Annotated in this window: 26 protein-coding genes and 1 pseudogene; 12 read left to right on the plus strand and 15 right to left on the minus strand. The window is 45.5% G+C overall.

Translation table 11 applies throughout. The annotated features are described in order from the left end of the window. Window positions 1-34 precede the first annotated feature (34 nt). From ICN17_RS02000 to ICN17_RS02010, 3 genes are all read right to left on the minus strand, one after another. The gene (locus ICN17_RS02000) at window positions 35-2,962 is read right to left on the minus strand and encodes a ribonucleoside-diphosphate reductase subunit alpha (RefSeq protein ID WP_370625955.1); all 2,928 of its coding nucleotides are present in this window, start codon (window positions 2,960-2,962) and stop codon (window positions 35-37) included. A gap of 329 nt (window positions 2,963-3,291) precedes the next feature. Next, a complete protein-coding gene (ampD, locus tag ICN17_RS02005) occupies window positions 3,292-4,110 on the minus strand; it encodes a 1,6-anhydro-N-acetylmuramyl-L-alanine amidase AmpD (RefSeq protein ID WP_370625934.1) in 819 nt (272 codons plus the stop codon). A gap of 3 nt (window positions 4,111-4,113) precedes the next feature. Then, window positions 4,114-4,962 carry an inner membrane protein YpjD gene (locus ICN17_RS02010; RefSeq protein WP_216235961.1) on the minus strand — a complete coding sequence of 283 codons (849 nt, stop codon included), beginning with the start codon at window positions 4,960-4,962 and terminating at the stop codon, window positions 4,114-4,116. Window positions 4,963-4,982: 20 nt separating this feature from the next. Between ICN17_RS02010 and ffh the strand changes: the two genes are divergently transcribed. After that, window positions 4,983-6,365 carry a signal recognition particle protein gene (gene ffh / locus ICN17_RS02015; protein ID WP_216235962.1) on the plus strand — a complete coding sequence of 461 codons (1,383 nt, stop codon included), beginning with the start codon at window positions 4,983-4,985 and terminating at the stop codon, window positions 6,363-6,365. A gap of 2 nt (window positions 6,366-6,367) precedes the next feature. Here ffh and ICN17_RS02020 read toward each other — a convergent pair whose 3' ends face one another. Next, window positions 6,368-8,110 carry a proline--tRNA ligase gene (locus tag ICN17_RS02020; protein ID WP_216235963.1) on the minus strand — a complete coding sequence of 581 codons (1,743 nt, stop codon included), beginning with the start codon at window positions 8,108-8,110 and terminating at the stop codon, window positions 6,368-6,370. Between the two features lie 48 nt (window positions 8,111-8,158). Between ICN17_RS02020 and ICN17_RS02025 the strand changes: the two genes are divergently transcribed. Together ICN17_RS02025 and ICN17_RS02030 are read left to right on the plus strand one after the other, a co-directional pair. Next, the gene (locus tag ICN17_RS02025; protein ID WP_087908496.1) at window positions 8,159-8,758 is read left to right on the plus strand and encodes an RNA pyrophosphohydrolase; all 600 of its coding nucleotides are present in this window, start codon (window positions 8,159-8,161) and stop codon (window positions 8,756-8,758) included. After that, the gene (locus ICN17_RS02030; protein ID WP_216235964.1) at window positions 8,755-9,306 is read left to right on the plus strand and encodes a CNP1-like family protein; all 552 of its coding nucleotides are present in this window, start codon (window positions 8,755-8,757) and stop codon (window positions 9,304-9,306) included. The genes ICN17_RS02025 and ICN17_RS02030 overlap by 4 nt, the downstream gene beginning before the upstream one ends. Window positions 9,307-9,330: 24 nt before the next feature. Here the strand turns inward: ICN17_RS02030 and proB are convergent. The 4 genes and pseudogenes from proB to rplU all read right to left on the minus strand — a co-directional run. Next, a pseudogene (gene proB / locus ICN17_RS02035) lies at window positions 9,331-10,101 on the minus strand (glutamate 5-kinase); the annotation flags it as partial. A gap of 27 nt (window positions 10,102-10,128) precedes the next feature. Further along, window positions 10,129-11,217: an Obg family GTPase CgtA gene (gene cgtA, locus ICN17_RS02040; RefSeq protein WP_216235966.1), complete on the minus strand. Its 1,089-nt coding sequence runs from the start codon at window positions 11,215-11,217 to the stop codon at window positions 10,129-10,131. Between the two features lie 87 nt (window positions 11,218-11,304). Beyond that, window positions 11,305-11,565 (minus strand): 50S ribosomal protein L27, encoded by a 261-nt coding sequence (gene rpmA, locus ICN17_RS02045; protein ID WP_087908492.1) that lies wholly within the window; start codon window positions 11,563-11,565, stop codon window positions 11,305-11,307. A gap of 19 nt (window positions 11,566-11,584) precedes the next feature. Then, window positions 11,585-11,896 (minus strand): 50S ribosomal protein L21, encoded by a 312-nt coding sequence (rplU, locus tag ICN17_RS02050; protein ID WP_011902040.1) that lies wholly within the window; start codon window positions 11,894-11,896, stop codon window positions 11,585-11,587. A gap of 75 nt (window positions 11,897-11,971) precedes the next feature. On the opposite strand from rplU, the gene ICN17_RS02055 reads away from it, so the two are divergent. After that, on the plus strand, window positions 11,972-12,976 hold the full coding sequence (locus ICN17_RS02055; protein WP_216235967.1) for a polyprenyl synthetase family protein: 1,005 nt from the start codon (window positions 11,972-11,974) through the stop codon (window positions 12,974-12,976). 3 nt (window positions 12,977-12,979) lie between these two features. Here ICN17_RS02055 and ICN17_RS02060 read toward each other — a convergent pair whose 3' ends face one another. Next, complete coding sequence (locus ICN17_RS02060) at window positions 12,980-13,915, minus strand: hypothetical protein (RefSeq protein WP_216235968.1); 936 nt, start codon at window positions 13,913-13,915, stop codon at window positions 12,980-12,982. Between the two features lie 55 nt (window positions 13,916-13,970). On the opposite strand from ICN17_RS02060, the gene ICN17_RS02065 reads away from it, so the two are divergent. Beyond that, window positions 13,971-14,738 carry a fumarylacetoacetate hydrolase family protein gene (locus tag ICN17_RS02065; RefSeq protein WP_216236626.1) on the plus strand — a complete coding sequence of 256 codons (768 nt, stop codon included), beginning with the start codon at window positions 13,971-13,973 and terminating at the stop codon, window positions 14,736-14,738. A gap of 67 nt (window positions 14,739-14,805) precedes the next feature. Here ICN17_RS02065 and ICN17_RS02070 read toward each other — a convergent pair whose 3' ends face one another. After that, complete coding sequence (locus ICN17_RS02070) at window positions 14,806-15,825, minus strand: 2-dehydropantoate 2-reductase (protein WP_216235969.1); 1,020 nt, start codon at window positions 15,823-15,825, stop codon at window positions 14,806-14,808. A gap of 116 nt (window positions 15,826-15,941) precedes the next feature. Beyond that, window positions 15,942-17,357, minus strand: a complete 1,416-nt coding sequence (locus ICN17_RS02075) for a sodium:solute symporter family protein (RefSeq protein WP_216235970.1) — start codon at window positions 17,355-17,357, stop codon at window positions 15,942-15,944. A gap of 120 nt (window positions 17,358-17,477) precedes the next feature. On the opposite strand from ICN17_RS02075, the gene ICN17_RS02080 reads away from it, so the two are divergent. Then, on the plus strand, window positions 17,478-18,455 hold the full coding sequence (locus ICN17_RS02080) for a squalene/phytoene synthase family protein (RefSeq protein ID WP_370625935.1): 978 nt from the start codon (window positions 17,478-17,480) through the stop codon (window positions 18,453-18,455). A gap of 2 nt (window positions 18,456-18,457) precedes the next feature. On the opposite strand, the gene ICN17_RS02085 is transcribed toward ICN17_RS02080, so the two are convergent. Beyond that, window positions 18,458-18,970, minus strand: a complete 513-nt coding sequence (locus tag ICN17_RS02085; protein WP_216235971.1) for a methylated-DNA--[protein]-cysteine S-methyltransferase — start codon at window positions 18,968-18,970, stop codon at window positions 18,458-18,460. 119 nt (window positions 18,971-19,089) lie between these two features. On the opposite strand from ICN17_RS02085, the gene ICN17_RS02090 reads away from it, so the two are divergent. Genes ICN17_RS02090 through zapD form a run of 6 tightly spaced genes read left to right on the plus strand, consistent with a single transcriptional unit; the run spans window position 19,090 to window position 24,397 of the window. Then, the gene (locus ICN17_RS02090; RefSeq protein WP_216235972.1) at window positions 19,090-20,379 is read left to right on the plus strand and encodes an HlyC/CorC family transporter; all 1,290 of its coding nucleotides are present in this window, start codon (window positions 19,090-19,092) and stop codon (window positions 20,377-20,379) included. Beyond that, on the plus strand, window positions 20,376-21,455 hold the full coding sequence (locus tag ICN17_RS02095; RefSeq protein WP_216235973.1) for a GspE/PulE family protein: 1,080 nt from the start codon (window positions 20,376-20,378) through the stop codon (window positions 21,453-21,455). Before ICN17_RS02090 ends, ICN17_RS02095 begins: the two co-directional genes overlap by 4 nt. Beyond that, window positions 21,446-22,492, plus strand: a complete 1,047-nt coding sequence (locus ICN17_RS02100) for a type II secretion system F family protein (protein ID WP_216235974.1) — start codon at window positions 21,446-21,448, stop codon at window positions 22,490-22,492. The genes ICN17_RS02095 and ICN17_RS02100 overlap by 10 nt, the downstream gene beginning before the upstream one ends. Beyond that, window positions 22,492-22,992, plus strand: a complete 501-nt coding sequence (locus tag ICN17_RS02105; RefSeq protein ID WP_216235975.1) for an A24 family peptidase — start codon at window positions 22,492-22,494, stop codon at window positions 22,990-22,992. Before ICN17_RS02100 ends, ICN17_RS02105 begins: the two co-directional genes overlap by 1 nt. Further along, on the plus strand, window positions 22,947-23,609 hold the full coding sequence (coaE, locus tag ICN17_RS02110) for a dephospho-CoA kinase (RefSeq protein WP_216861787.1): 663 nt from the start codon (window positions 22,947-22,949) through the stop codon (window positions 23,607-23,609). Before ICN17_RS02105 ends, coaE begins: the two co-directional genes overlap by 46 nt. A 35-nt stretch (window positions 23,610-23,644) precedes the next feature. Next, window positions 23,645-24,397 carry a cell division protein ZapD gene (gene zapD, locus ICN17_RS02115; protein WP_216235976.1) on the plus strand — a complete coding sequence of 251 codons (753 nt, stop codon included), beginning with the start codon at window positions 23,645-23,647 and terminating at the stop codon, window positions 24,395-24,397. Here the strand turns inward: zapD and ICN17_RS02120 are convergent. The 3 genes from ICN17_RS02120 to argJ are packed head-to-tail and all read right to left on the minus strand — an operon-like array spanning window position 24,394 to window position 26,926. Further along, window positions 24,394-24,810: an NUDIX domain-containing protein gene (locus tag ICN17_RS02120; RefSeq protein WP_216235977.1), complete on the minus strand. Its 417-nt coding sequence runs from the start codon at window positions 24,808-24,810 to the stop codon at window positions 24,394-24,396. The two genes, zapD and ICN17_RS02120, sit on opposite strands and share 4 nt — an antisense overlap. A 9-nt stretch (window positions 24,811-24,819) precedes the next feature. Then, a complete protein-coding gene (locus ICN17_RS02125; protein ID WP_216235978.1) occupies window positions 24,820-25,677 on the minus strand; it encodes an ATP-binding protein in 858 nt (285 codons plus the stop codon). A gap of 13 nt (window positions 25,678-25,690) precedes the next feature. After that, on the minus strand, window positions 25,691-26,926 hold the full coding sequence (gene argJ / locus ICN17_RS02130) for a bifunctional glutamate N-acetyltransferase/amino-acid acetyltransferase ArgJ (RefSeq protein WP_216235979.1): 1,236 nt from the start codon (window positions 26,924-26,926) through the stop codon (window positions 25,691-25,693). Window positions 26,927-26,970: the final 44 nt, after the last annotated feature.

A 26,970-nucleotide genomic window follows, 5' to 3' on the forward strand; every position in this document is an offset into this window, starting at 1 on the left:
AAATTCTTCTATTGATGACCAATAAGCGAATCGCTTATTGGCATGCTTCACATTCTTCAAAGCCAGCATCGCCTGGGCGCATTGTGCAAACTGGGCCGTCAGCTTCAACTGCACCACTAGCACCAGCAGCAGCGGCTGCATCTGTACCGTTTACGCCACCGCCACTAGAAACTGAGTTCAATTGGCCACTAGCAACTGTTGATTTCTCAACGTGTGTTGCAGCCATAGTGCGGAGGTAATAAGTAGTCTTCAAGCCACGCAACCATGCCAACTTATAGGTGTCATCCAATTTCTTACCAGATGCGCCGCCCATATAAATATTCAATGACTGGGCTTGGTCAATCCACTTCTGACGACGAGAAGCTGCTTCAACTAACCAGGTTGGCTCAACTTCAAACGCAGTTGCGTATAAATCGCGCAAGTCTTGTGGAATACGATCGATCTTAGACAAAGTACCGTCAAAGTACTTCAAATCCGCAATCATGACTTCATCCCAGAGGCCGCGATCCTTCAAATCACGCACCAAGTACTCATTAACCACCGTGAATTCGCCGGAAAGATTGGATTTCACGAATAAGTTCTGGAATGTCGGCTCGATACAGGCTGAAACCCCAATGATGTTGGAAATTGTTGCTGTTGGTGCAATAGCGACGCAATTAGAGTTACGCATGCCGTGCTGCTTAATGCGAGCACGCAAACCACTCCAATCCATAGTAGAGGAGTTATCTACCTCTACATAACCGCCACGCTCTTGGGCTAAAAGTGCCACTGAGTCTTGTGGGAGGATGCCGCGATCCCATAAAGAACCCTTGTAAGTGCTGTACACGCCACGCTCTTCAGCCAATTCGCATGAAGCTTGGTAGGCGTAATAGCAAACTGCTTCCATCGAAGAGTCGGCAAACTTCACAGCCTCATCACTGGCGTAAGGAATACGCTGCATATGCAGGCAATCCTGGAAGCCCATAATGCCCATACCGACTGGACGGTGCTTCAAATTGGAATTGCGAGCTTTAGCAACGGCGTAGTAGTTGATATCGATAACGTTATCAAGCATACGCATAGCAGTGCGGACCGTCTTTTGGAGCTTCTCGTGATCCAAAATCATCTTGCCATTGGCATCGGTAGTCATGTGAGCAGTTAAGTTCACAGAACCCAAGTTACAGACAGCAATCTCGGTCTCGTTTGTGTTCAGAGTGATCTCTGTGCACAAATTAGAGGAGTGGACTACACCAACGTGCTGTTGTGGGCTACGAATATTGCAAGGATCTTTGAAAGTAATCCATGGGTGGCCGGTTTCAAACAACATACCAAGCATCTTGCGCCATAACTGTTGGGCAGGAATTCTGCGGAATGGCTTCAATTCACCACGATCCGCTTTTTGCTCATAAGCAACATAAGCCTCTTCAAACGCTTTACCAAACTTGTCATGCAAGTCAGGGGTATTGGATGGGGAGAATAAAGTCCAATCGCCGTTTTCCATAACGCGCTTCATGAACAAGTCAGGAATCCAGTTCGAGGTGTTCATATCGTGGGTACGACGACGGTCGTCACCAGTGTTCTTACGCAACTCCAAGAACTCTTCGATATCCAAGTGCCAAGTTTCCAAGTAGGCACAAACTGCACCCTTACGCTTACCACCTTGGTTTACAGCAACTGCAGTGTCATTAACCACTTTTAAGAATGGCACAACACCTTGTGATTTACCGTTAGTGCCTTTGATATGACTACCCAGAGCACGGACGTTTGTCCAGTCATTGCCCAGACCACCTGCAAACTTAGACAGCAATGCGTTCTCTTTCAAAGCTTCATAGATGCCATCAAGGTCATCATCAACTGTAGTTAAGTAGCAACTAGAGAGCTGTGGACGAGTTGTTGCTGAATTAAAGAGGGTTGGTGTGCTGGACATGAAATCAAATGTAGAGAGGATTTCATAGAACTCAATTGCACGACGCTCCCGATCCATTTCATTCAAGGCCAAGCCCATTGCTACGCGCATAAAGAATGCTTGTGGCATTTCAATACGACGCTCTTCAATATGCAAGAAATAACGGTCGTACAAAGTTTGTAAACCGAGGTAGTTGAATTGCAAATCACGGCTTGCATTCAAGGCTGCGGCCAAGCGTGGTAAGTCAAACTCGCGCATGCGTGGATCCAATAATTCTGCAGAGATACCTTCGTTGATGTACTTAGCAAAATAAGTGCTGTACTCAGCTTGAGTGTCGCCTTGCAATACTTCTTTGCCAAAAATCTCTTTACGAATTGTGTGCATCAAAATGCGAGCTGTTACTTGGCTGTACGCTGGATCTTTTTCAATCAAGGTACGGGAAGCCAAGATAGCAGAGTCATAGACTTGCGCCATTGGTACACCATCGTACAAATTCTTAATAGTTTCAGTGATGATTGGTGTGGCATCAATATGATTGCCCAAACCTTCGCAAGCCGCCTCAATCACAGTGCGTAAAGCAGCCATATCAAGCCACTTCTCAACACCATCATCAGTCACCTTGATCCCAGTCTCACTAGCCTGGTTTGCTACTTGTGTATCTTGAGAAGCTTCTTGCTGAGCTGCACGTTCTTGATTACGTTTTTCGCGATAAAGAACATAAGCCCGAGCAACGTTATGCTCTCCGCTGCGCATCAAAGCCAGTTCAACTTGATCTTGAATATCTTCAATATGGAAAGTGCCACCATTTGGGCGGCTACGCAATAAAGCGCGCACTACAGAATGTGTCAATTGCTCAACTTGTTCACGGACGCGTGCAGAAGCTGCGCCTTGGCCGCCATTGACTGCCAAAAATGCTTTGGTTACCGCAATTGCGATCTTGGATGGCTCAAATGCAACAACAGAGCCATTACGGCGAATGATTTTGTAATCAGACAACTGCGTTGCTTGGCCACCACCAACGCCACCGGCCACAAAACCGGCGGAAGGAGCTTGATTAATCCCTCCAACAGGACTCATTCCTGGGTTATTGGCACCACTTGGCTGGCCTGCTGTCTGAGGATTAGCGTATGTCATGTTGCTCCTGCTTATATATAGTTATTTGGACAAAATATCGTTAAAAAACAATGGGGTATTGCTGTATTCAAACACTACATCTAGTGTCTCGAAGCGCATTAGGCACTAAGTATAGGGAAATATTTAGTATTTGGTAAGCTTTTTCTGGCAATTACTTATTAGTATTTTTACTAATTTTTCCAGTAATTTAGGGGTGATTTTGGTGCGGAATTTTTAGTCCTTTTTAACTAAAGGCTAAAAAAGTGAGCGTATGCTCACATACATAGATTGAACTAACGAGAAATCAATCCATAAGGTATTTTGTCTGGCGAAATACCTGTCTCTTTTTGGAACTTTTCCCAATCAAAATATTTTCCCGGGTCTATTTTGCGCTCTGGAGCAATATCGCTATGTCCTGCAAATTGCAAATTGGGGTAACTCTGTTGCAATTTCTGAACAAGCCTTGCTAATGATGTGTATTGAACATCCTCAAATGGGGTGTCACCGTCGCCCTCTAACTCAACGCCAATAGAAAAATCATTGCATCTCTCTCTACCCATAAAGGAGGATGCGCCAGCATGCCAGGCTCTATCTCGAGTAGAAACAAACTGAATTAAATCTCCTGCACGGGTAATCAGAAAGTGGCTTGAAACTTTTTGATCTTTAATCTCCGCAAAATAAGGATGTGCAGCTGCGTCTAATGTATTTTGGAAAAAATTGATGATGTGTTGACTCGATGCGCGGTTTCTAAATTCACCTGGCGGCAAACTAATGTGATGAATAACCAATAAATCAGGATTGATATTTTCTGGTCGCGCATCTTTATTAGGTGACGCGCGCCAATCTGCAGCGCCAATCCAACCCTGCTGATCCAATGTATTGAGATGCTCTTTTGAGCAATAGAACCGATCGTCATAAACGATCGCGTCCGGTTTTGGTAGGTACACTTTGCAACACTGACATTGCACCATTACTTCCGGCTCTGTCAGAGTCTGAGGCTTATTGGCCTTGGGGCTGGCTGATTGCTCACGATTAAATTTGGCTTGCTTTTTTCCCTTCAACCAAAAATATAAAAGGCCCACTCCTGCCAATAGTAAAAGCCACTTAAGCAAAGGTCATACTCTCTGAAGAATTACTTCCAACACAAAACGGCTGCCAACATATGCGAGTAGCAAAGCAGTGTAAGCGCTCAATACCCAACGAATCGCAGCTCTACCTCGTAAGCCAACCCTCCAACGAGCAATCAGCAAACTAACAAACAAGAACCAAGAAATCAGCGCAAAAATAGTTTTGTGATCAAAGATAAAAGGTTTTCCAAATAACGCCTGGGAAAATAACAAACCAGAAAATACCGTCAGCGTTAAAAGCGCAAAGCCAACATACAGTAAGTTGAATAACAAGCTCTCCATTGTCATGAGTGGAGGAAGCTCTTCTAACCAATGGGCGGCACGACTGTTTGGAACAAAAGCGAATTGGCGATGTAAGGCGCGATCTTGAACGCTCATCAACAAGGCATGCATAGCAGCCAAACTGAGTAAGCCAACAGCAATTGTTGCCACAATGAAGTGTCCTTTAAACCAAGGATCGGAGACTGCTTTAGGCGAAATTAAAGTTCCCGGGAATAGATTGGGTAGCAAAGTGCATGCGCAAGCAAATAGCAAAGCCATCCAACGCAAACTAGAGATGGGCAAGAACCAGGATTGAAACCAGTAAAACGCAAGGCCAACCCAGGCAATCAGCGATAAATCCTGGGCAAAGCCAAAGACAAACCCCTGGTCAGTGAAGACTGAGTCATGAAGCTCGATACCATGAACTAGTAAAGCCAGGAAAATACCCGCCTGAACAAGCCCTGCAAACAAGGGGGAATCCACGCTGCCCTTAGCTCTCAAGCCCAAAATAAGCAAAAGAACTAAGTAAAGCGCAGATGGGAGCCATCCCGAACTTGAGTAACCTAAAATATCCATCTGGAAAGTCTAATCGATAAATGCTAGAGAACCTCACCGACCGTCTTTCACGCGTTGTTAAAACAATGCGGGGACAAGCCCGCCTAACCGAAGCCAATACTGCAGAAATGCTGCGGGAGATCCGTCTAGCCTTACTGGAGGCTGACGTAGCCCTGCCAGTCGTGAAATCTTTACTAGAGCAAATTAAATTTAAAGCCCTTGGTGAGGAAGTGGTTGGTAGTCTGAGCCCAGGCCAAGCTCTGGTTGGCGTAGTGCAGCGCGAACTTGCTCAGATCATGATGGGCGATACCAATCAAAGTGGTGAGCTCAATTTAGCCACCCAACCACCAGCAGTAATTTTAATGGCGGGTTTGCAGGGCGCAGGTAAAACCACTTCCGTTGGCAAATTGGCTAAATGGTTACAAGAAAAGAAAAAGAAAAAGGTTCTGACTGTTTCTTGTGACGTCTATCGCCCCGCTGCTATCGAACAGCTAGAAACTGTAAGCAAGCAAGTCGGTGCAGAATTTTTTCCAAGTAACGTTAACCAAAAACCAAACGATATTGCTCTTGCAGCTTTAGATTGGGCGCGCCGTCATTATTTTGATGTGGTGTTAGTCGACACCGCAGGTCGCTTAGGTATCGATGAAGCGCTCATGCAAGAAATTCAAACGTTGCATACCAGCTTGAATCCAATCGAAACCTTGTTTGTAGTTGATGCCATGCTCGGTCAAGATGCCGTCAATACCGCAAAGGCCTTCCATGAAGCATTACCACTCACAGGTGTCATTCTCACTAAGCTAGATGGTGATTCCCGCGGTGGTGCAGCCCTTTCTGTCCGTCAAGTTACTGGTGTACCTCTCAAGTTTATTGGTGTCGCCGAAAAGATGGATGGCCTTGAGGCCTTCGATGCTCAACGGATGGCCAATCGCATTTTGGGCATGGGCGATATTCTGGCGCTGGTTGAACAAGCCCAGCAACACGTTGATGTTGCTAAAGCTGAAAAATTAGCGACAAAGATTTCTAAAGGTGGATTTGATCTGAAAGACTTCCGTGATCAACTCATGCAAATGCAAAAGATGGGTGGTATGGCGAGCTTGATGGATAAATTGCCAAGCCAAGTTGCTCAAGCAGCCACCAAAACAAATCTGAGTAATGCAGATAAACAAACTACGCGCATGCGCGGGATTATTGATAGCATGACGCCACGTGAACGAAGCAAGCCTGAACTACTCAAAGCTAGTCGCAAACGGCGCATTGCTGCCGGTGCTGGTGTAGAAGTTCAAGAAGTCAATCGACTACTGGCTCAGTTTGAGCAAATGCAAACCATGATGAAGCAATTCAAAGGTGGGAAAATGGCACGCACCATGGCAAGCATGGCTGCTAAAGGAGCCGCCAAAGGTATTGGCGGACTCTTTAAAAAATAAACTTATTGAATTGAGTTCTTCGCTGCTAGAACAGCAGCAATCACTTTTGCTTTGATCTCCGTTAGCGGAATGTTTTGGGATTCCGCATCAGTGCGGCCTTTAAATTCCACTTCAGCATTCGCTAAACCGCGGTCACCAATCACCACGCGGAATGGTGCACCAATCAGCTCCCAGTCAGCAAACATGGCACCTGGACGCTCGTTGCGATCATCCAAGATCACATCAATCCCAGCAGCAAGTAAGTCATCATGTAATCGATCACAGGCAGCCTTCACTGCCTCAGATTTGTCGTAACCCATTGGGCAAATGACCACTTCAAATGGCGCCATCGAGATAGGCCAAATAATGCCGCGGTCATCATGACCTTGTTCAATGGCGGCACCCAACAAACGAGTGACACCAATGCCGTAGCAACCCATCACCATAGGTTGCGCTTTACCTTGTTGATCAAGGTAGGTGCAGCCCATTGCTTCTGAATAACGTGTACCCAATTGGAAGACGTGACCCACTTCAATACCGCGGCAAATATCTACAACACCTTTGCCATCTGGAGAAGGATCGCCAATCACTGCATTACGAATATCCAAAATGAGTGGCTCTGGTAAGTCACGGCCCCAGTTCACACCTGTCAAGTGGTGACCGGCATCATTAGCACCACATACAAAATCGGACATATTGGCAACGGTACGATCTGCTACAACAGTCACATCAGCGCTTACTCCGACAGGGCCTAAATAGCCTGCAGGCGCATTACATACTTGCTTAATCTCAGCCTCAGAAGCAAAGCGTGACTCGGCCATACCTGGAATCTTGCTGGCCTTCACTTCATTCAAATCATGATCACCACGAACTAACAACATGAAGAGTTTAGCTGGCCCTTTTTCTTGGTCAGCAGCAAACAATAATGTCTTTACCGTTTTTTCTAGTGGGATATTTAAGAATTGAGCAACCTCTGTGCAGCTTGTCTTATCAGGCGTCGGAACCTTAGTCATTGTGGCGCTTGCTGTAACCCTTGCTGCTATCAATGCAAGAGATTCTGCCGCCTCTAGATTTGCTGCGTACTCAGAATTTGGGCAGTAGACAATAGCATCTTCGCCAGTATCCGCAATCACATGGAATTCTTGACTACCTGATCCGCCAATGGCGCCGTTGTCAGCAGTGACTGCACGGAACTTGAGACCCATACGCTTGAAGATACGCGTATAAGCATCAAACATTATTTGATAAGACTTCTTTAAGCCTTCAGAATCGCGATCAAATGAGTAAGCATCTTTCATACTAAACTCACGACCACGCATGATTCCAAAACGCGGGCGGCGCTCATCGCGGAATTTAGTTTGAATCTGATAAAAATTCACCGGCAGTTGTTTGTAACTCTTAATTTCATTGCGAGCTAAATCAGTAATCACTTCTTCAGAAGTTGGCTGAATCAAAAAATCTCTGTCGTGACGATCTTTAATGCGCAGTAATTCAGGGCCCATCTTTTCCCAGCGGCCAGTCTCTTGCCATAGTTCAGCAGGCTGAATCATCGGCATCAGCAATTCAATTGCACCGGCACGATTCATTTCTTCGCGAATGATGTTTTCGACTTTACGAATCACTTTTAAGCCGAGTGGCAAATAGTTATAAACGCCAGCGCTAAGCTTGCGAATTAAACCTGCCCGCACCATCAGTTTGTGCGAAACCACCTCAGCGTCAGAAGGCGCTTCTTTTAGCGTGGCGAGAAATGATTGTGATGCTTTCATGTATGGATATAATCAAATCATTGATTTTAAAGGATTTGAGGCACGATCATGCTTGACCGTGAAGGGTATCGCCCCAATGTCGGCATTGTCCTCCTTAATGGCCGTAACGAGGTTTTCTGGGGAAAACGCGTTGGGCAGCATTCGTGGCAGTTCCCGCAGGGTGGGATTCAGCATGGTGAAAGCCCTGAGCAGGCCATGTATCGCGAATTGCATGAGGAAGTTGGCTTGCTGCCGGAGCATGTCCAAATTATTGGACGAACTAGGGACTGGCTTCGCTATGACGTCCCTGAGGAATACTTGCGCCGTCAACACGCCACTCGCGTCCACCGTACCGCCTATCGCGGCCAAAAACAAATTTGGTTTCTTCTGCGCCTAGTTGGCTTAGATAGCGATATTCAACTGCGGGCCTCAGACCACCCCGAATTTGATGCTTGGCGCTGGGTCCCTTTTTGGATCCAACTAGATACAGTGATTGATTTCAAGCGAGAGGTTTATGAATTAGCACTTTCGGAGCTAGCTCGTTACCTGTCTAGAGGGATCAGAATGCAGCAGCTCGCTTGGGGCACCCCACTCGATCTCATACAGTCTTTTTATGCTGGCCATGATGATCAACACAAACCATCTACTAAATCGGATAAAGAAAAATGAATGCTAAGTACCGCAAAATCAGTGCCTACGCGATTAGCATTTCAATTGGAGCTAGCTTAATGGCTTGTGCAGCCGATCCCTTGCAAAGCGGCCTTGACCCATTTGCTCCGATGGCATTTAAGGAGGGTACAACTACCATGCCTTTAAATCCACCCAATAAATCCACACTGCAGCCTTTTTATACTTCCCAAACTACGATCTTTAAGTTTGCAGTAGATACAAACTCTATTTTGGTTGGAAAAGATGGTGTTACACGCTACATAGTTGTCATTACCAATCCCAGCGGCGGGGAGCAGGTTCAATATGAAGGTATTCGTTGCGACACTTTTCAGTGGCGCCTGTATGGAACATTCGATAACAACAAGTGGAATGAAAATCCTCTAGGATCATGGGCTGCCATCAAATCCAATATCCCAAATCGTTATCAAGCAGCATTAGCGCAGGGTGCGTTTTGTAATTTGAATTCTCAAGAAACGAGTCTTAAGAACGTACTGCAGAGCCTAAATCCCAGAGCTTTTACTGGAGATCTCCCAGCCCCTGCGTTCTAAAGACAATTAATGCAGCTTAGGGCTCAAACAGGTGCCAATTTTCTCGCCTGATAAGAGACGAGTGAGCACATTAGGTTCTCGACCAGAAGCAATCACAGTAGATGCTCCTGTTTGGACAGCAATCTTTGCAGCCAATACTTTTGTCAACATACCGCCTTTACTCAATTCGCTAGCTGCACCACCAGCCATCTTCTCTAAAGCAGGGTCACCCGCAATAGCATCGCTGAGCAGAGTTGCATCGGCATTTTGACGAGGATCAGCAGTAAATAAACCACCCTGATCAGTCAAAATCACTAAAAGATCTGCGTGAACCAAGTTCGTCACCAGAGCAGCCAGGCTATCGTTATCGCCAAACTTAATTTCATCTGTGACCACGGTGTCATTTTCATTGATGATTGGAACAACGCCCAGCTTTAGTAAAGTCTCTAAGGTTGCCTTAGCATTTGCGTTACGCTCTGGGTTTGCCAAATCAGCATTGGTTAATAAAATCTGGGCACTGCGTAAATTAAAGCGTGCAAAACAACTCTCATAAACCTGTACTAGACCCATTTGACCAACTGCAGCTGCGGCCTGAAGTTGGTGAATTTCTTGTGGGCGCTTAGCCCAACCTAAACGCTGCATACCTTCAGCAATTGCCCCCGAGCTCACCATCAATACCTCATGGCCAGACTTTAATAATGCTGCCATTTGCTCGGCCCACATACCAATTGCAGCATGGTCTAGACCCTCACCATTATTGGTGACAAGACTAGATCCTACTTTGACAACAATGCGTTTAGTTTGTTTGGCGTTCATAACAACTGTGAAATTTGAATGAATACTTTAATCGGGTTTTTTATCTTCTAGCTGATCTTTATAGCGAGGATCTTGGGCACGCTCATCTTGCTCATCACGATCACGTCGAACAGAATCTAAGTAGTCCTGCAAGGCATAACAAAGCTTATCGCAGCCAAGTCCAGTGAGAGCGGAGATCTCAAACATAGGACCCTTCCACTTAAATTTTTTCACAAAATCTGCAACTACTTTATTGCGATCCTCTTCAGGAATCATATCCACTTTATTTAGCACTAACCAGCGTGGCTTTTCCACCAAAGCTTCATCATATTTGCGCAACTCATTCACAATCGCATTTGCATCAGCCACAGGATCAACATTTTCATCAAAAGGAGCAAGATCAACTAAATGCAATAGAACGCCTGTACGCTGAAGATGACGCAAAAAGCGATGACCCAGGCCAGCGCCTTCAGCAGCACCCTCAATTAATCCTGGAATATCTGCAATCACAAAGCTGCGTTCATTCCCCACGCGTACTACCCCCAAATTAGGATGCAAAGTAGTAAATGGGTAATCCGCAATCTTTGGACGAGCATTAGAGACAGCCGTAATCAAAGTAGATTTACCAGCATTCGGCATGCCAAGTAAACCAACGTCAGCCAACACCTTTAATTCCAATTTCAATTTACGACGCTCACCTGGCTTGCCATTGGTCTTCTGACGTGGCGCCCTATTGGTGCTGCTCTTAAAGTGAATATTGCCCCAACCACCAACGCCGCCTTGGGCAAGGCAAAGGCGTTCACCATGTGTTGTTAAGTCAGCAATCGGCTCACCAGTTTCGTAATCCGCAATGATGGTGCCAACTGGCATACGTAATTCAATATCGTCACCTGCGCGGCCATAACAATCAGCGCCACGGCCAGGTTCACCATTTTTTGCGGTATGCGTTTTAGCGTAGCGGTAATCAATCAGGGTATTGATGTTGCGATCAGCTACAGCCCATACGCTTCCACCCTTGCCGCCATCACCACCATCTGGCCCACCAAATTCAATGAACTTTTCACGGCGCATAGAAGCACTCCCGGCGCCACCCTGGCCGGCTATGACTTCAATACGCGCTTCGTCTATAAATTTCATGAATAAAAAAGGCCTCGCTTAGCGAGGCCTGTTCCTAAGAGTTAAATTCGGAATAAATCTGAATCAAACGAGTCTCAGTCAGGCGCCTTATGAACGAGGCAAGACTGAAACTTGGGCCTTCTTCAAAGCACCCTTAACGCCGAATTCCACTTGTCCGTCAATTAAGGCAAACAAAGTGTGATCTTTACCAATGCCAACGTTAGCACCTGGATGAACACGTGTGCCACGTTGACGAATGATGATGCTGCCAGCATTAATCTGCTCGCCGCCAAATACCTTCACGCCTAAGCGTTTCGATTCTGAGTCGCGACCATTTCGTGTTGAGCCGCCGCCTTTTTTCTGTGCCATATCTTTCTCCTACCCTGAATTAGGCTTTAATCGTGTTGATCAAAATTTCAGTGAAATTCTGACGATGGCCTTGGTGCTTTTGATAATGCTTGCGACGGCGCATCTTAAAGATTGTCACTTTATCGTGACGTCCCTGGGAGACGACAGTGGCCATCACAGCTGCACCATTAACCAATGGATCACCTAATTTCAGTGAAGCGCCTTCGCCAACGGCGAGGACTTGGTCAAGAGTGATTTCGCTGCCGATTTCCGCTGGTATCTGTTCTATTTTCAATTTTTCGCCTGCAGCAACTTTATACTGTTTGCCACCGGTTTTTATGACCGCGTACATGGTTTGAAACCTCAATTAATATCTACATTTAAGCTAATCCACCCTGGATAAGCTAAGCCCATTATTATATATTGCATGACGAGCACTGTCAAAATCATTGACTTAAGCCAGATCCTGGCCCCAATTGCCTTAGATTTCAAGGCCTTAGATGGAGTAATTCGTCAGCGTTTAGCCTCAAAAGTCGCCTTAATTGACCAAATTTCCACATATATCATCCAGGCGGGTGGAAAACGGGTTCGGCCAGCCCTATTGATGCTGGTAGCCAAGGCACTTGCTACTGCGAAAGAAACCCCACACACCCTAGAAATGGCTGCCGTAGTGGAATTTATCCATACTGCCACCCTCCTTCATGACGATGTTGTAGATGAATCGACCTTAAGGAGAGGCCGAGAAACCGCAAATGCTGCTTTTGGCAATGCAGCCAGCGTTTTGGTGGGCGATTTCCTCTATTCCCGAGCCTTCCAAATGATGATTGGCCCAAATGACTTACGGGTAATGCAGATCCTGTCGGATGCCACCAATACGATCGCCGAAGGTGAAGTGCTTCAGCTACTGAATATGAATGACCCTGAAGTAGACGAAGCAAGCTACTTGCAAGTCATTCGTTACAAAACCGCAAAATTATTTGAAGCTTCTACTGAGTTAGGTGCAATCCTGGCGAACGCAACAGATATTCAGCGAGAGCAGGCGGCTGCGTTTGGTCGACATATTGGTACTGCGTTCCAACTGATGGATGATCTCTTGGATTACACAGCTAATGCTGCGCAGATGGGTAAAAATGCTGGTGATGATTTGCGTGAAGGTAAGCCAACGCTACCCCTAATTTACTTACTAGAAAATGGCAGCAATGAAGAGCGTCTTTTAGTGCGCGCTGCCATTGAACAAAATCAAGATCTACCAGAAGATGTATTTGCACAAATTTTAAATGCCGTACAAACATCCGGCGCCCTGGATTACACCCAAGCTGCCGCTAAACGTGAAGCAGACCTGGCTTTAGCATGCATTACAGACTTCCCAGCCAATGAGGCAACATCAGCATTGTGTGCCTTATGCGAATACTCTCTCGCACGCCAGACTTAATAATTAACTCCCAACGCTTTTCATTCTTAGCTCACGTGCGGTAATGCGCACCTTCTCTGCCTCTTCTCTTAAGCGCGAAGCCTCCTCTGAGGATAATTTTTCTAGATTTGAATAATCTAATTTCCAACTCGGATCAGTAGACCAAATCAAGGGGGATTGCACTGTCGTTCGCGCAGCAGGAGCACCCTCTAAAAGACTTAAGGCTAATTCAAAGTTAAGTGCTCGGGAGCCAGGATCATCAGGTCTTGCTGCTGCATTGCCAAGCGGAAAATCACTAAATAGAAATCTCGGTACGCCACAATATTCAACAATATCCTTTGCAGCACCCATCACAACAGTAGCAATCCCATTTGCCTCTAAATACCGCGCTAACAAACTTTGGCTCTGATGACATATGGGGCAATTCGGAATTAAGACTGCAACATCGACTTTGTCAGCTTGCAGCATTTTTAGAATGAGTGGTGCATCTACCTCTAAAGTATGGCGCTGACTGCGATTGGTTGGCAAACCATAAAAATGAGGTGATAAAGCCTTCACTCTCTTGGACTGCACCGCTTGTTTGGCCGCCTCTAATGGAAACCAACAATTGCTATCTTCCATATTGGCATTTTTACGATCTATGCCCACGTGAGCAATTCTTAAATCAAAATCGGTATTCGTTGGTTTTTGATAAGGCTGATAAAACTTAGCAGCGGCGTTGTAGGAGGCGCCAGGCCCCTGCGGCCCCTTGCTGGGATCAAAAGGAACTGCTGTAGTAATCAACCCCAATACGGATTGATTCAGCGGCTTTTGTAGTGAATTAAACGGGGTCTCAATGTAATGAGCCCAAACATAGGGATTTTCATAACCCAACCCTAGGTAATAACTGCGAGTACGCTCGATATAGCGAACAGGCTGGTCCGATGCTGGCGCAAAAACGAGTTCGGCGGTTTTGGACATCAATACATCCCTGTAAGATATTGCTTGTTAAATGTTTACTTCACAGGAACTCATTATGGCTCAATGGCTTAGATTTCAGCATCAAGGGAAAAGTGGTTTAGGACAGGTACAAGGCGAGCAAATCACTGTGTACTCAGGAGACTTATTTCAAGATCCAAAACCCACTGGGGAAACGCTCAAATTGGCAGATGTCACGATTGATATCCCATGCACCCCATCCAAAATGGTAGCAATGGTTGATAACTTCCATGCGCTGGTTACTAAATTAGAGCATGCGGTGCCCGCTGAACCTTTGTACTTTCTCAAAGGAAATAACTCCTTTTTAGCTGCCAATCAAGTTATTCGCACTCCTAAGTCCTACTCTGGCAAAGTAGTTTATGAAGGCGAGCTGGGAATCGTCATTGGCAAACCTATTCATGAGGGTGACGAAGCCCAAGCAGCAAAAGCAATCTTTGGCTATACCTGCATTAATGATGTGACCGCCATTGAGATTCTTAATCGAGATCCTGGTTATGCACAGTGGACTCGCTCTAAGAGCTTTAATACTTTCGGTGTCTTTGGTCCTTATATCGCTACCGATGTAGATCCAAGTAAATTGACCATCAAAACCATTCTCAATGATCAAGAGCGTCAAAACTATCCAATAGCAGATATGATTTTTGCACCAGCAAAATTAGTTAGCTTGATCTCACAAGACGCTCCTTTAGAGCCGGGCGACATTATTGCCTGCGGCACTTCAGTAGGCGTTGGCTCCATGAAGCCTGGCAGTAACGTCAGCATCATTATTGATGGTGTTGGTCGATTAGATAATCGCTTCGAGTAAATCTACCGCTCCAAAACAAAAACCCTTGCTATGTTGAGTAGCAAGGGTTTTTTAATACTAAAAAATTTTAGTAACCTGAAACAGATGGTAGCGCCAAGCTACCTTTGGAAGCTTGAACGTTCTCATCCAAATACTTTGTTAAAGCAAAGACTGTATTTAAGCAAGGTGTAGGTGTTTGGGTAATTTTGCCAAGCTCGATTACAGAGCCTAAGAGTGCATCGATCTCTAAACTACGGCCAGCCTCTAAGTCCTGCAACATCGAAGTCTTGTGTTTACCGACTTTTTCAGCGCCCGCAATACGACGCTCAATATCAACTCGGAAAGTAACACCAAGCTTTTCAGCAATAGTTTGGGCTTCCGCCATCATATTGCGCGCTAACTCTTTGGTTAATGGGTATTGGCAAATGCCTTCCAAGGTTCCATGAGTCAAAGAGCTAATTGGATTAAAAGTCATATTACCCCAAAGCTTGAGCCAAATCTCAGAGCGAATATCGTCAAGGATTGGTGATTTAAAGCTGGCTGCACTCATCATCTCAGACATCTTCTGAATACGATCAGTAGACTTACCATCTAACTCACCCAACGGGAAGCGATTTCCTTCTACGTGACGGATCACACCAGGAGCTTGAGTAAAGGTTGCTGGGTAAACAACGCACCCAATAATATTGTTTGGGTTGATTGTTTTTTTCGCAACGCCGCCAGCGTCAACTGTCTCAACCGAGTGATCTTGATACTCGCCACCGAGCTTTTGGAAATACCACCAAGGAATACCATTTTGCATAGGGATCAAAATAGTTTCTGGGCCCATGATGGCGGCCAAGTCATCGATGATTGGCTCAACTTGATGCGCCTTGACTGCCAGGATCACGACATCTGGAGCTTCAGCATCTGTAATTTTTTCAACTGCTTTGACTTCGGCTACTAGTGGCTCAGGTTGGTCATCCATGATTAATGCCAAACCACGCTCTTTAATTGCAGCTAAAGTTGCGCCACGCGCAACAACAGTTACGTCATTGCCCGCTCGCGCCAGCATGACAGCTAGGTAGCCGCCAATAGCACCGCCCCCTCCGATTACACAGATTTTCATAGGAACCCCATCAGAATAAAAATATTTGTATTAGTGCAATATTAGATGAGAACTTTAGATGAAAACTTGTTGCGGTGCAACAATATTAATTGCCTAATTTTTAAGCAAGTAATGGGCTAAACTGCTTTTAAAAGGTCTTTTGACACTAGACTGCCCAAAATCATACCGGCAATACTTGCAAATAAGCCCGCTAATTGAGGCGGCAAAATAGCCTTTGGAGCCAGAATTTCACAACTAATCCAAATAGTAAGGCCGCAGACCACTGAGAGTAAGCCGCCTAAGGAGTTGGCTCTTGACCAGTACACCCCAAACGCTAAAGGTACAAATGCGGCAACCAAGGTCACCTTATAAGCACTCTCGACCATCTTAAAAATAGAGAGCTCAGAATTGATTGCAAAGAAAGTAACAACTACCGCAAAACACAATACTGTGATGCGCATAATTTTGAGTAAGTCTTGATCTGAAAGATGCTTAAAAAATCCTCTCACAATGTTTTCCGCAAATGTAACTGAAGGCGCAAGCAAGGTAGCGCTTGCACAACTCTTAATAGCTGAGAGTAAGGCGCCAAAGAACATTATCTGCGCAATGATCGGTGCATGGTTCATGATGAGTTTAGGCAAAATCATTTGCGGGTCATTGTCAAGATACTCCTTGACTAAGTCTGGACTAATTAAGGTTGCTGAGTAAGCCAAATACATTGGTACGAAAGCGAAAATAAAGTACAGCACTCCACCCAAGATCGCTGCTTGCACAGCAATATTGACATTCTTCGAAGAGGTAATGCGTTGGAAGACATCCTGCTGAGGGATTGAACCTAACATCATGGTGCAGAGAGCGGCAACAAATCCCAAGATAGAGGCAAGATTCATGTCCGGCCAAAAATTACTAAATTGCCCGGCGGCGGCTGCATGCTCAAGCACTACGGCAATTCCACCAGTTTGCGTGGTCATTTCGCCGCCGATATACAACATGCCGATCACTATGATGATCATCTGAATGAAATCCGTGATCGCTACAGACCACATACCTCCGAACAAGGTGTAAATCAAGACACTGCCAGCCCCAATCAACATGCCACCTGTTTGAGAAATGCTGCCCTCTGACACCACATTGAAAACTAAACCAAGGGCTTTAATCTGCGCGGCAACCCAGCCCAAATAGGAAACAACAATACAAAGAGTTACCAAGACCTCAACCGTACGCCCATATTTTTCACGGAAGAAGTCGCCAATCGTTAACATGCGGCGGTTATAGAGATGGCGCGCAAAAAATAGGCCGACTAAAATTAAACACAAGGAAGAACCAAAGGGATCAGAGACCACTCCGCCTAAACCTTCCTTCAGAAAAGTAGCCGGAATACCCAAAACTGTTTCGGAACCAAACCAGGTAGCAAATACCGTGGCTGTAACAATTGGCAAGGGGAGGCTATGACCGGCAGCAGCAAAGTCAGCTGTATTTTTTACGCGCAGCGCAGCCCATAGGCCAATACCCACAGACACCACCCAGTAGATGATGACGAACCAAATCAGCACGCCCAATTTCCCCCTGAAGAATTTGGTGAAATTATATGACCTTGTCACTTTTACTAGTAAGGGAATTTGTATCAACTTGGCGCGCCAGATAGCACAAGCCCACTCTGACATAATTCAAGGGTGAATTCATTTCAAATGAGCCCAAGCGAGAACCCTAGCACTGACCTGGCTTATCAAAAAGCTATCTTGAGCTCAGTCTCCCGCACCTTTGCTCTGACAATCCCACTATTACCCTCGATCATTGAAAAAGTGGTGGGTAATACCTATTTACTGTGCCGAATTGTTGACACTATTGAGGATGCTGCAGAATTAGATCCACAAACCAAACAAAAACTCTCTCAATTGTTTTTAGATGCGGTACTAGAAAAGGTGCCCGTTGAGTTTTTTGTAGAGCCCTGTCTTGAAGCTCTGAATCATTATGGCAATCAAGATGAGCTAGATCTCATCGCACATACCCCCACCGTCTTGAGAATTTTGCATACTTGTTCTAGGGATGATCGTGTGGCAGTGAGTCGCTGCGTCTCCATCATGTCAGAGGGCATGTCCTACTTTCACGGGAAGCAGACTCAAGCAGGTCTGCAGAATTTGCAGGAATTTGAGAAATACTGCTATGTGGTTGCAGGCGTTGTAGGAGAGCTTCTCACCACTATCTTCAGTAAGCACTCCGCTGAATTTGCAAAGCGTATTCAGGGCCATGAAGACCTCGCCATAGCCTTTGGTCAAGCCCTACAAATGACCAACATCCTGAAAGATTCACCTGAAGATCGCGCCCGCGGGGTATCTTGGAAGCCAGTCGGCATGAGTCAGCAGCAACTCTTAGCAATTGCTGATGAAAAACTCCAGGACTCACTCAACTACATACTTCTCATTCCCAAAGAGGAGCTTGGAATACGGCGCTTTTGTTTCCTGGCTTTTGGCTTAGCGGTAATGACGCTCGCGAAGATTGCCAAACAAAAGGAATTTAGTGACAAGGAAGAAGTGAAGCTTTCTAGAAAAACAGTCATGGCGTTTTATACCTTCACAAAATTTGCAGTAAAAAGTGACGCGCTCATGCGGATTTTCTTTAATCGATTTTCTAAATCCATTAAAGTAATTTGAATCTATAGAGCGCCCTCGTGCTGCAAAAGCCACATCTTGATTTGGCGATACAAACCTGGCGCGTTCTCTTTCATGAAACCACCAATACCTTGTGCAGAAACAACGCGATGACAAGGTGCAATTAAAGGATAGGGGTTGGCACCGCATGCCGTCCCCACTGCGCGCGGGCCACTTTTGATTTTGCTTGCAATCTCGCCGTAGGTTTTGGTTTTACCAACGGGAATCATCTGAATGCTTTTCCAAACCCTTTGCTGGTGTTCGGTCCCTGATGGCTTCATGGGTAAATCAAACTGGTGATGAGGATTCTGAAAATACGCTTTAAGCTGCTTTTCTGCCTCTTTTGCCAATTGATTTCTAGGATTTACTAAAGCTGTTGATATTGGTAAATACTCAATTCTGGACAACATCAAACTGCCATCCACCAGCTCAGTCAAAATCCCCAGCCTCCCAAAAGGGGCTGCAACAACACAATATTGAGCACTATCTGAGACAACTTGTTTTTTGGCTGAGGTCATAGGAGGTGATTCTCACATAATTAGAGGCCAAAGACGACAGGCCTTTCTTCCACATCTATAGCTTGTGAAATGCTACTTTGCTATATTGATTCATCCTTACTTTTTTGCAGGCAGACCTCATGGATACCTTTTTTGACGATTGGCCTTTTTACTGGCAAGTTGCTCTCGTCCTTTTTTTACTTGCTCTTTCTGGCTTTTTCTCGATGGCCGAAACTAGCATGCTCTCATCAAATCGCCATCGTCTACGAGCCATGGCAACTAGTGGCAATTCAGGGGCTGCCTTAGCCGAGCGACTCTTAAAACGTATTGATTCCCTTTTATCAGTACTCTTAATTTCTAATAATCTCATTAATACCATTCTGCCTATTCTAGTGACGGGCATCGCTTTACATATCTTTGGAGATAGTGGTCTCGTACTTTCAATTGCCACTTTAGTAGTGGCTTTACTGATCATTATTTTTAGTGAAATTACCCCGAAGGTTATTGGGGCAGCCTTCCCAGAAAAAATCGCTTCTCGAGTAGGCTGGTTCATTCTGCCGCTGACTTTTTTACTAAAACCCTTGCTGTGGTTTATTAATAGCTTTGTCTCTGGACTGATGAAGTTTTCTGGTCTGCAGTCCTCTTCAGATAGTAGAACGATGAGCACAGAGGAGTTACGTAGCTTGGTTCTAGAGTCCAACCGCTTTGTATCAACCCATCATCGCAATATTTTGCTAAACCTCTTTAATCTAGAAAATATTACAGTCGATGATGTGATGACTCCAAGATCGAAGATTGAAGTTCTAGATCTATCGCGACCCATTGATGAAGTCGTTCAACAATTAGAAACTTGCTATCACAACAAGCTACCCGTCTGCGATGGTGATCCTGACCGCATAGTAGGTATTTTATCGGTCAAGAAGGCACTGTCCCTACTTGGTGATACAGACTTAAAACATGCAGACTTTCAATCTTTATTGAATGAGCCTTATTTCATTCCCAGTGGTACGCCTGTGCTACAGCAGATGCAATTCTTTCAAGATAACCAACAGCGCTTAAGTCTGGTTGTAAATGAATATGGTGAAGTCTTAGGCCTCGTAACCTTTGAAGACATTGTTGAAGAGCTCATTGGTGAGTTCACAACCTCTTTCTCCAATCTCTCAATCGATCCCCATTGGCTGGCTGATGGGACTTACTTAGCTAGCGGTACTGCATCACTTAGGGACCTAAATCGCTTGCTGAACCTCAATTTACCTTTAGATGGTCCTCGCACCTTAAATGGGCTCATTCTTGAGAAGCTTGAGGCGATACCAGATCATGATGTCAGCATTCGAATTGCGGGCATCGTAATGGAAATAATGCAGTTTGATGATCAGGGCGTGAAGACTGTCAAACTCTACCGCCCCACCCTTAATCAAGAGCAAGATTGAGCAGCACCCATGATGACTCACTTATTATTCGCACCTGGCATGAAATCGCAGTCAATGCGCTTCAATCTAGAGCGAGTGATATCCATATCGAGGCTGGGTCACAAGGTACTCTAGTCCGCATTCGAGTGGATGGCTTGCTACAAGTGCAGGCGCAATTTGATATTCAATTCCATGAGCGATTAATTACTCGCATCAAAATATTGGCACGACTGGATATTGCCGAAAAGCGTCTTCCTCAAGATGGACGCCTCTTAATTGGACTTAATTTTGTAAACCCCAATATCGACTGCCGTGTCTCAATCCTGCCGACTCTATATGGCGAAAAAGCAGCGATCCGGGTTTTGCCCAGCTGCATAAACGAACTTGCTATTGAACAAATCGGCTTACTTCCAGAACAGTTGGAGATATTTAAAACCGCCCTCAACCAAGTAAATGGTTTGATATTGGTAACAGGCCCTACCGGTAGCGGAAAAACCAGAACCCTCTACAGCTGCTTAAGAACCCTGAACCAAAGCCATCGCAATCTTTGTTCTATAGAGGATCCCATTGAGATTCGCCTACCAGGAGTGAATCAAGTGGCGTATCACCCTCGCTCGGGTTTAGATTTTCCGACGATTATCCGTGCACTATTACGTCAAGATCCAGACGTAATCATGATTGGTGAAATTCGAGATAGCGCTACTGCCGAACTTGCCATTCAAGCGGCACAAACTGGCCATCTTGTTTTGAGCACCCTTCACACTCGCAATGCTCGAGGGGCATTAAATCGATTAAAGAGCTTAGGACTTGATCAGGGAGCTCTCGAATCTTGTTTGCGTAGCGTTAGCTCACAACGCTTAGTTCGCAAGATATGTCGGCAATGTTCGGGTGGGGACATCAACAAAGGTAATAAATGCGCAAGTTGCAACGGATCTGGGTATCACGGACGCATTGGGGTGCATGAAGTTTTAAGTGCGGCACATATATTTGACCTGTCTTTTCAATACTGCACCATGCATGAGGCAGGAATTCACCATGTAAAAGCGGGATTGATTAAGGAATCTGATCTACTGAATGAGGTCGGTACATGGCAGTAAATAAGCTAGAGCAACTCACCTTTGCTCAACAACTTTTGTCACTATTAACTGCTGGCCTTCCGCTACTCAATGCGATGGAGCTGATTCGGCTATCAGCACCAAAGTACTGGCAAGGGTGCTTAAGTCATTTGTGCGGCCAATTAAAACAGGGCGAAAGCTTTTCTCAAGCCTTGCAGGCAGAGCGAAATCGGTTTTCTGCAGAATTTATTAATCTCATTCGGGTCAGTGAGCGCACCGGCAATATTGAATTAGCGCTACAAACTATTTGTCGGCAACTTGAGTCACAAATTGAATTAAGACGAAAGGTCCAGCAGGCCTTGAGCTACCCCGCTATCACGCTGGTCAGCTCCTTACTGCTGATTCTAGTAATGATGATTTGGGTTGTACCAGTATTTAAGGATGTCTTTGCTCACTTTCAGGCTGAGTTACCAGCACCCACTAAAGCGCTGATTCAACTATCGACAGTTATTGAACATTTCTTCTTTGAGATGGCCGCACTACTTATCAGTACTACTGGTTTATTTCTATTTGCATGGCTAAAACTGCCTGGCTTACAAAAAAGGTGTGATGAGCTGAGTTTTTGCATTCCTATATTGGGTCAATTATTTCGCCTAGCAACCCTCACCCACTGGTGTAGAACCTTGGGGCATTTATTGGACTCTGGCTTAGCCCTACCTGATGCATTGCGCGTAACAGCCCAATCCTCCAACCACTGGCTTAGTCATGATTTGAGCGCAGAGATCTTCAAACATCTCACTCGGGGCTGGCCACTGGGGGATGCCTTGATTCGTGCAGACCCCAAACACGTCCTGTTTGATATTGAAACTTGGCAATTACTGCGTATCGCCTCAGAAAGTGGATCCCTTCCCCAAATGCTGGGTAAACGAGCGAATGCACTAGGCTCCCAACTCAGTAATCTCCTAAATACTTTGAGCCAGAGCTTAGAGCCCTTACTCATCATTTTTGTTGGGATTGTGATTGGTAGTCTTGTCATAATCCTATATCTTCCAATCTTTAATCTAGGACAGATTGTGTAATGGGCCATCTAGAACTGATCGACCTTATTCGGCTTTTTCTAATTCTCATATTGATTTATTTGGCTTATGTTGACTTGCGAACATTTCGGCTGCCTGATGTCATTACCATTCCCCTCATCTTGGCTGGACTTTGCTTCAATAGTTTCTCAAGTCTCAGATTGATTACCCCTCAAGAGTCTATTTTTGGTGGACTACTGGGCTATTTACTACTTTGGCTCTTAAATCGCCTATATCGATACATTAAGAAACAAGATGGGATTGGCATGGGTGATGCCAAACTCTTATCTGCTCTAGGAGTCTGGCTTGGCTGGGTCGCCCTACCCAACATCCTATTACTGGCGTCCGTCTCTGGAATCATTGGTGGCCTGATTTGGCTTAAATTAAACAAACAAAATCATGGCTCAGCCTTTCCTTTTGGACCTTTTCTGATCTTTGCTGGCATCATGGAGTTGTTATGGCCACAGCTTCTTCAAAACCTACTACTGAGCAATCTGAGCTAAGCGCACTCAAGGGTCGCATACCCCTGATTGGCCTGACCGGTGGAATTGGCTCTGGGAAAACTGCCGTGAGTGATTTACTGGCTAAGCTAGGGGCTGGTATTGTGGACACAGATCTGATTGCCCATCAAATCACAGCGCCTCATGGCGCAGCAATTTCAGCGATTGAGAAACATTTTGGCTCTGACTTCATTGCAGCCGATGGTTCACTCGATAGAGAGAAAATGCGCACTCTGGTTTTTACAGACCCAGCAGCCAGAAAATCTCTTGAGGCAATCACTCACCCGCTGATCCGCACAGAAACTATCAGACAGGCCTCACAGTTAGAGAGAGATGGGGTGCAATACCTGGTCTTCGTAGTGCCCTTACTACTCGAGTCCGGGTCCTGGATGACTCTCATTGACCTTCTAGTGGTAGTGGACTGCCCTGAAGAGACCCAAATTCAGAGGGTGATGCAGCGCAGCAATTTACCCCGAGAAGATGTGGAGAGAATTTTGATGGCTCAAGCCAGCAGAGCAGAACGTCTCAAGCATGCCGATATGGTGATTGAAAACCAAGGAAGTCTTCAGGACTTAGAGGTAGAGGTGCAAAGCTTGCACCAAAAAATCCTACAGATTTAGAAACATTAGCGCAGTTCGTCATAGAATATGGGCTTGTGATTGTCTACGAATACCCCTTTAACGAATTAGTTCGAAGCATGCTTCGACTGGAGTATTTGTTCGCCCGCTTCAATCAGTTTCTTCGCTCGGATGAACCAGAGCTTCACCACAATGCAATCTCCATTTTGTTTGAGCTTGGTGATATTGGCGCTAGGGGTGATATTAAGTCTTTGTTACTCAAAGAATTTGAGCGTCAAAAATATGCCCTTAATGGCCTGAAGTCGTCACAAAAGGTAGATCAAGAGGCTTTATCCCAAACGCTTTCTGAAATCGATGCTGTTGCCAGTAATATCAATCAATCTACTGGTAGACCAAATTCTGCTATCACTGAGAGCGAGTGGCTTAATGCGATTCGTACTCGACTGAATATTCCTGGTGGAACAAGTCCAATTGATTTGCCTAGTTATCACGCTTGGAAAAATAGCCCCTCAATTGAGCGACGCAAACTTTTAGAAAATTACATCCATCCGCTTTTGCCATGGCAAGAAGCATGTCAATTATTTTTGCGTTTATTGCGTCAATCGGGTGAAGCAAAAGAGGTGCTTGCTCATAATGGTTCGTTTCAGCAAGCACCGTCCGGCAAGGTTTACCAATTGATGCGTATTACCTTGGAAGATGACACACTCTTCTCGGAAATCAGCGCCAACAAATATCTACTCTCTGTACGCTTTCTAAAGGCTGATCGGGATAAAAAAGCGCAGCTTATTAATGCAGATGTGCCCTTCAAGCTGACGCTCTGTCAGTTCTAAGCTAAAAACCTTTTGAGGCACTCCAGCATTGGCCAGGCGGCTGGCAATAAAGGCTCGACACTTGGTTTTTCGGCACCAATCGGCTCCCAAGATAGGGCTTGTCCCTCGCAGCCTATTGGAGTGCCAGTCCAATCACGAATGATGCTGACATATAAACGAACATAAGCATGTGGATAGTCATGCTCAAGAACCGTTAATTCTTCGCTAGACCGAATATCAATCCCCAGCTCTTCCTGCAATTCACGCTGCAAGGCCTGAAAAACGGTTTCGCCCTTTTCCACTTTTCCACCTGGGACTTCCCAATAACCGGCATATGGTTTGCCTGCAGGTCTCTGACCTAAGAGATAGCGATTCTCAGAATCTATCAATATTCCCGCGGCAACAACGGTAATGGGACGATTTATTTCATTCATCAAATCAGATTAAGCATGAGTGCCTGCCCAATATTTTGCAAACTGCCAAGCAACGCGGCCTGAGCGTGAGCCACGCTCTAATGCCCAAACTAATGCTTCTGAACGAGCGTCTTCAATTTGTGCTGCACTTAAACCAAAATGATTAAGCCAATGCGCAACAATAGCTAGATATTCATCTTGCTTGGGTGGATAAAACGATAGCCACAATCCAAAGCGCTCAGACAAAGAAATCTTTTCTTCGACCACTTCACCCGGATGAATTTCACCATCATCGCTATGCACATAACTCTCATTCTCTTTCATGTACTCGGGCAATAAATGACGTCGGTTAGAGGTGGCATAAATCAAAATATTATCGACCTGGGCAGAAACCGAACCATCTAAGGCGGATTTCATGGCTTTATAACCCGACTCACCATCTTCAAAGGACAGGTCATCGCAAAAGATGATGAAACGCTCAGGTCGCTCAGCCAATAGCTCAGTGATATCGGCCAAATCAGCCAAATGTTCTTTCTCGACCTCCACCAAGCGTAAACCTTGACCAGCAAACTCATGAAGGCTTGCCTTAATCAGAGAGGACTTACCGGTTCCCCTGGCACCAGTCAGCAAAATATTATTGGCTGGCTTTTTCTGGATGAAATTCTTAGTGTTGTCCCGAATAGCATCTCGTTGACGGTCAATATTCTTGAGGTCCTCAAAGGTAATATCCGAGACATGCTTCACAGGTTGTAGAAAGCCAATGCTGCCAAAAATACTATCGCGGCGGCGCCATCTAAATGCAATTGAAGAGTTCCACTGCTCATCACTTAAAGGTTTCGGTAAAAAAGTTTCGAGATGACTTAGGAGCTGGTCTAATTTTTCATTCATCAATCAAAAACCTTTATGAGCGATAGTCCGCATTAATCGAAACATAATCATGAGATAAATCGCAAGTCCACATGGTTTGGGTAGCATTTCCACGGCCCAAATCAATCTTGACCGTAATCTCCGGAGCCTGCATCACCCTTTGGCCATCAGCCTCTTGATAGCCGGGATTGCGGCCACCATCCTTAGCAACCAATACATCACCAAGCCACATCTGAACGCAACCGACATCTAAATCGTTAATCCCTGCATAACCAATTGCCGCCAAAATACGGCCTAAGTTTGGATCACTAGCGAAGAAAGCAGTTTTGACTAAAGGAGAATGGGCAACTGCCTCAGCAACCAAACGGCACTCCTCTTGATTCTTGCCACCAAGTACATCGATGGTTATGAACTTCGTTGCGCCTTCACCATCACGCACAATCATTTGCGCTAACTCTCTAGCAAGACCAATCAAAGCCTCTCGTACAACCGCATAACTTGGATCTGTTGCTGACTTAATCTGCACAGGAGACTGGCCAGTTGCCATGATGATGAAAGAATCGTTTGTTGAAGTATCACCATCAATGGTGATCGCATTAAAAGAAAGGTCAGCAATTTCACGAGTAAGGTTAGCCAATAGGCCTGGAGCAAAACCAGTATCAGTAGCAATAAAGCCCAACATCGTTGCCATATTTGGATGAATCATGCCGGCACCTTTACAGATACCGGTAATCACGACTTGCCCCGCTGGGGTTAATACCGTCACTGAGCTTGCCTTGGGCTGAGTATCAGTGGTCATGATCGCCTGGGCAGCATCAAACCAATTGTCCTCACCCAAATTCGATACCGCCTTTGGTAAAGCGCTAACAATCTTTTCAATTGGTAGAGGCTCGAGAATTACGCCTGTTGAAAACGGCAAAATTTGCTCTGGATTAATCTTGAGATCTTTCGCTAAAGCAGCACATGTCTCTAAGGCATGCTTCATACCTGATTCACCTGTACCAGCATTAGCATTACCAGTGTTTACTACTAAAGCACGGATTTCGCCATTGCGGCCTTCTTGTGCTAAATGATCACGGCAAACCTGAACAGGCGCCGCGCAAAAGCGATTCAAAGTAAATACGCCAGCAACCTGAGATCCCGGCGCCAAAGTCATTACCAATAAATCTTTGCGATTTGCTCTCTTAATACCGGCTTCAGCGATGCCCATCTCAAAACCTTTCACTGGCTTGAGATCAGCTTTTTGGGGGAGGGGGAGGTTAACTGTCATGGTCTGACAATTGTAGATGAGGGTTTAAAGGGTTGCTAGCAAGC

The sequence above is a fragment of the Polynucleobacter sp. 73C-SIWE genome (assembly GCF_018882465.1).
Taxonomy (GTDB): Bacteria; Pseudomonadota; Gammaproteobacteria; order Burkholderiales; family Burkholderiaceae; genus Polynucleobacter.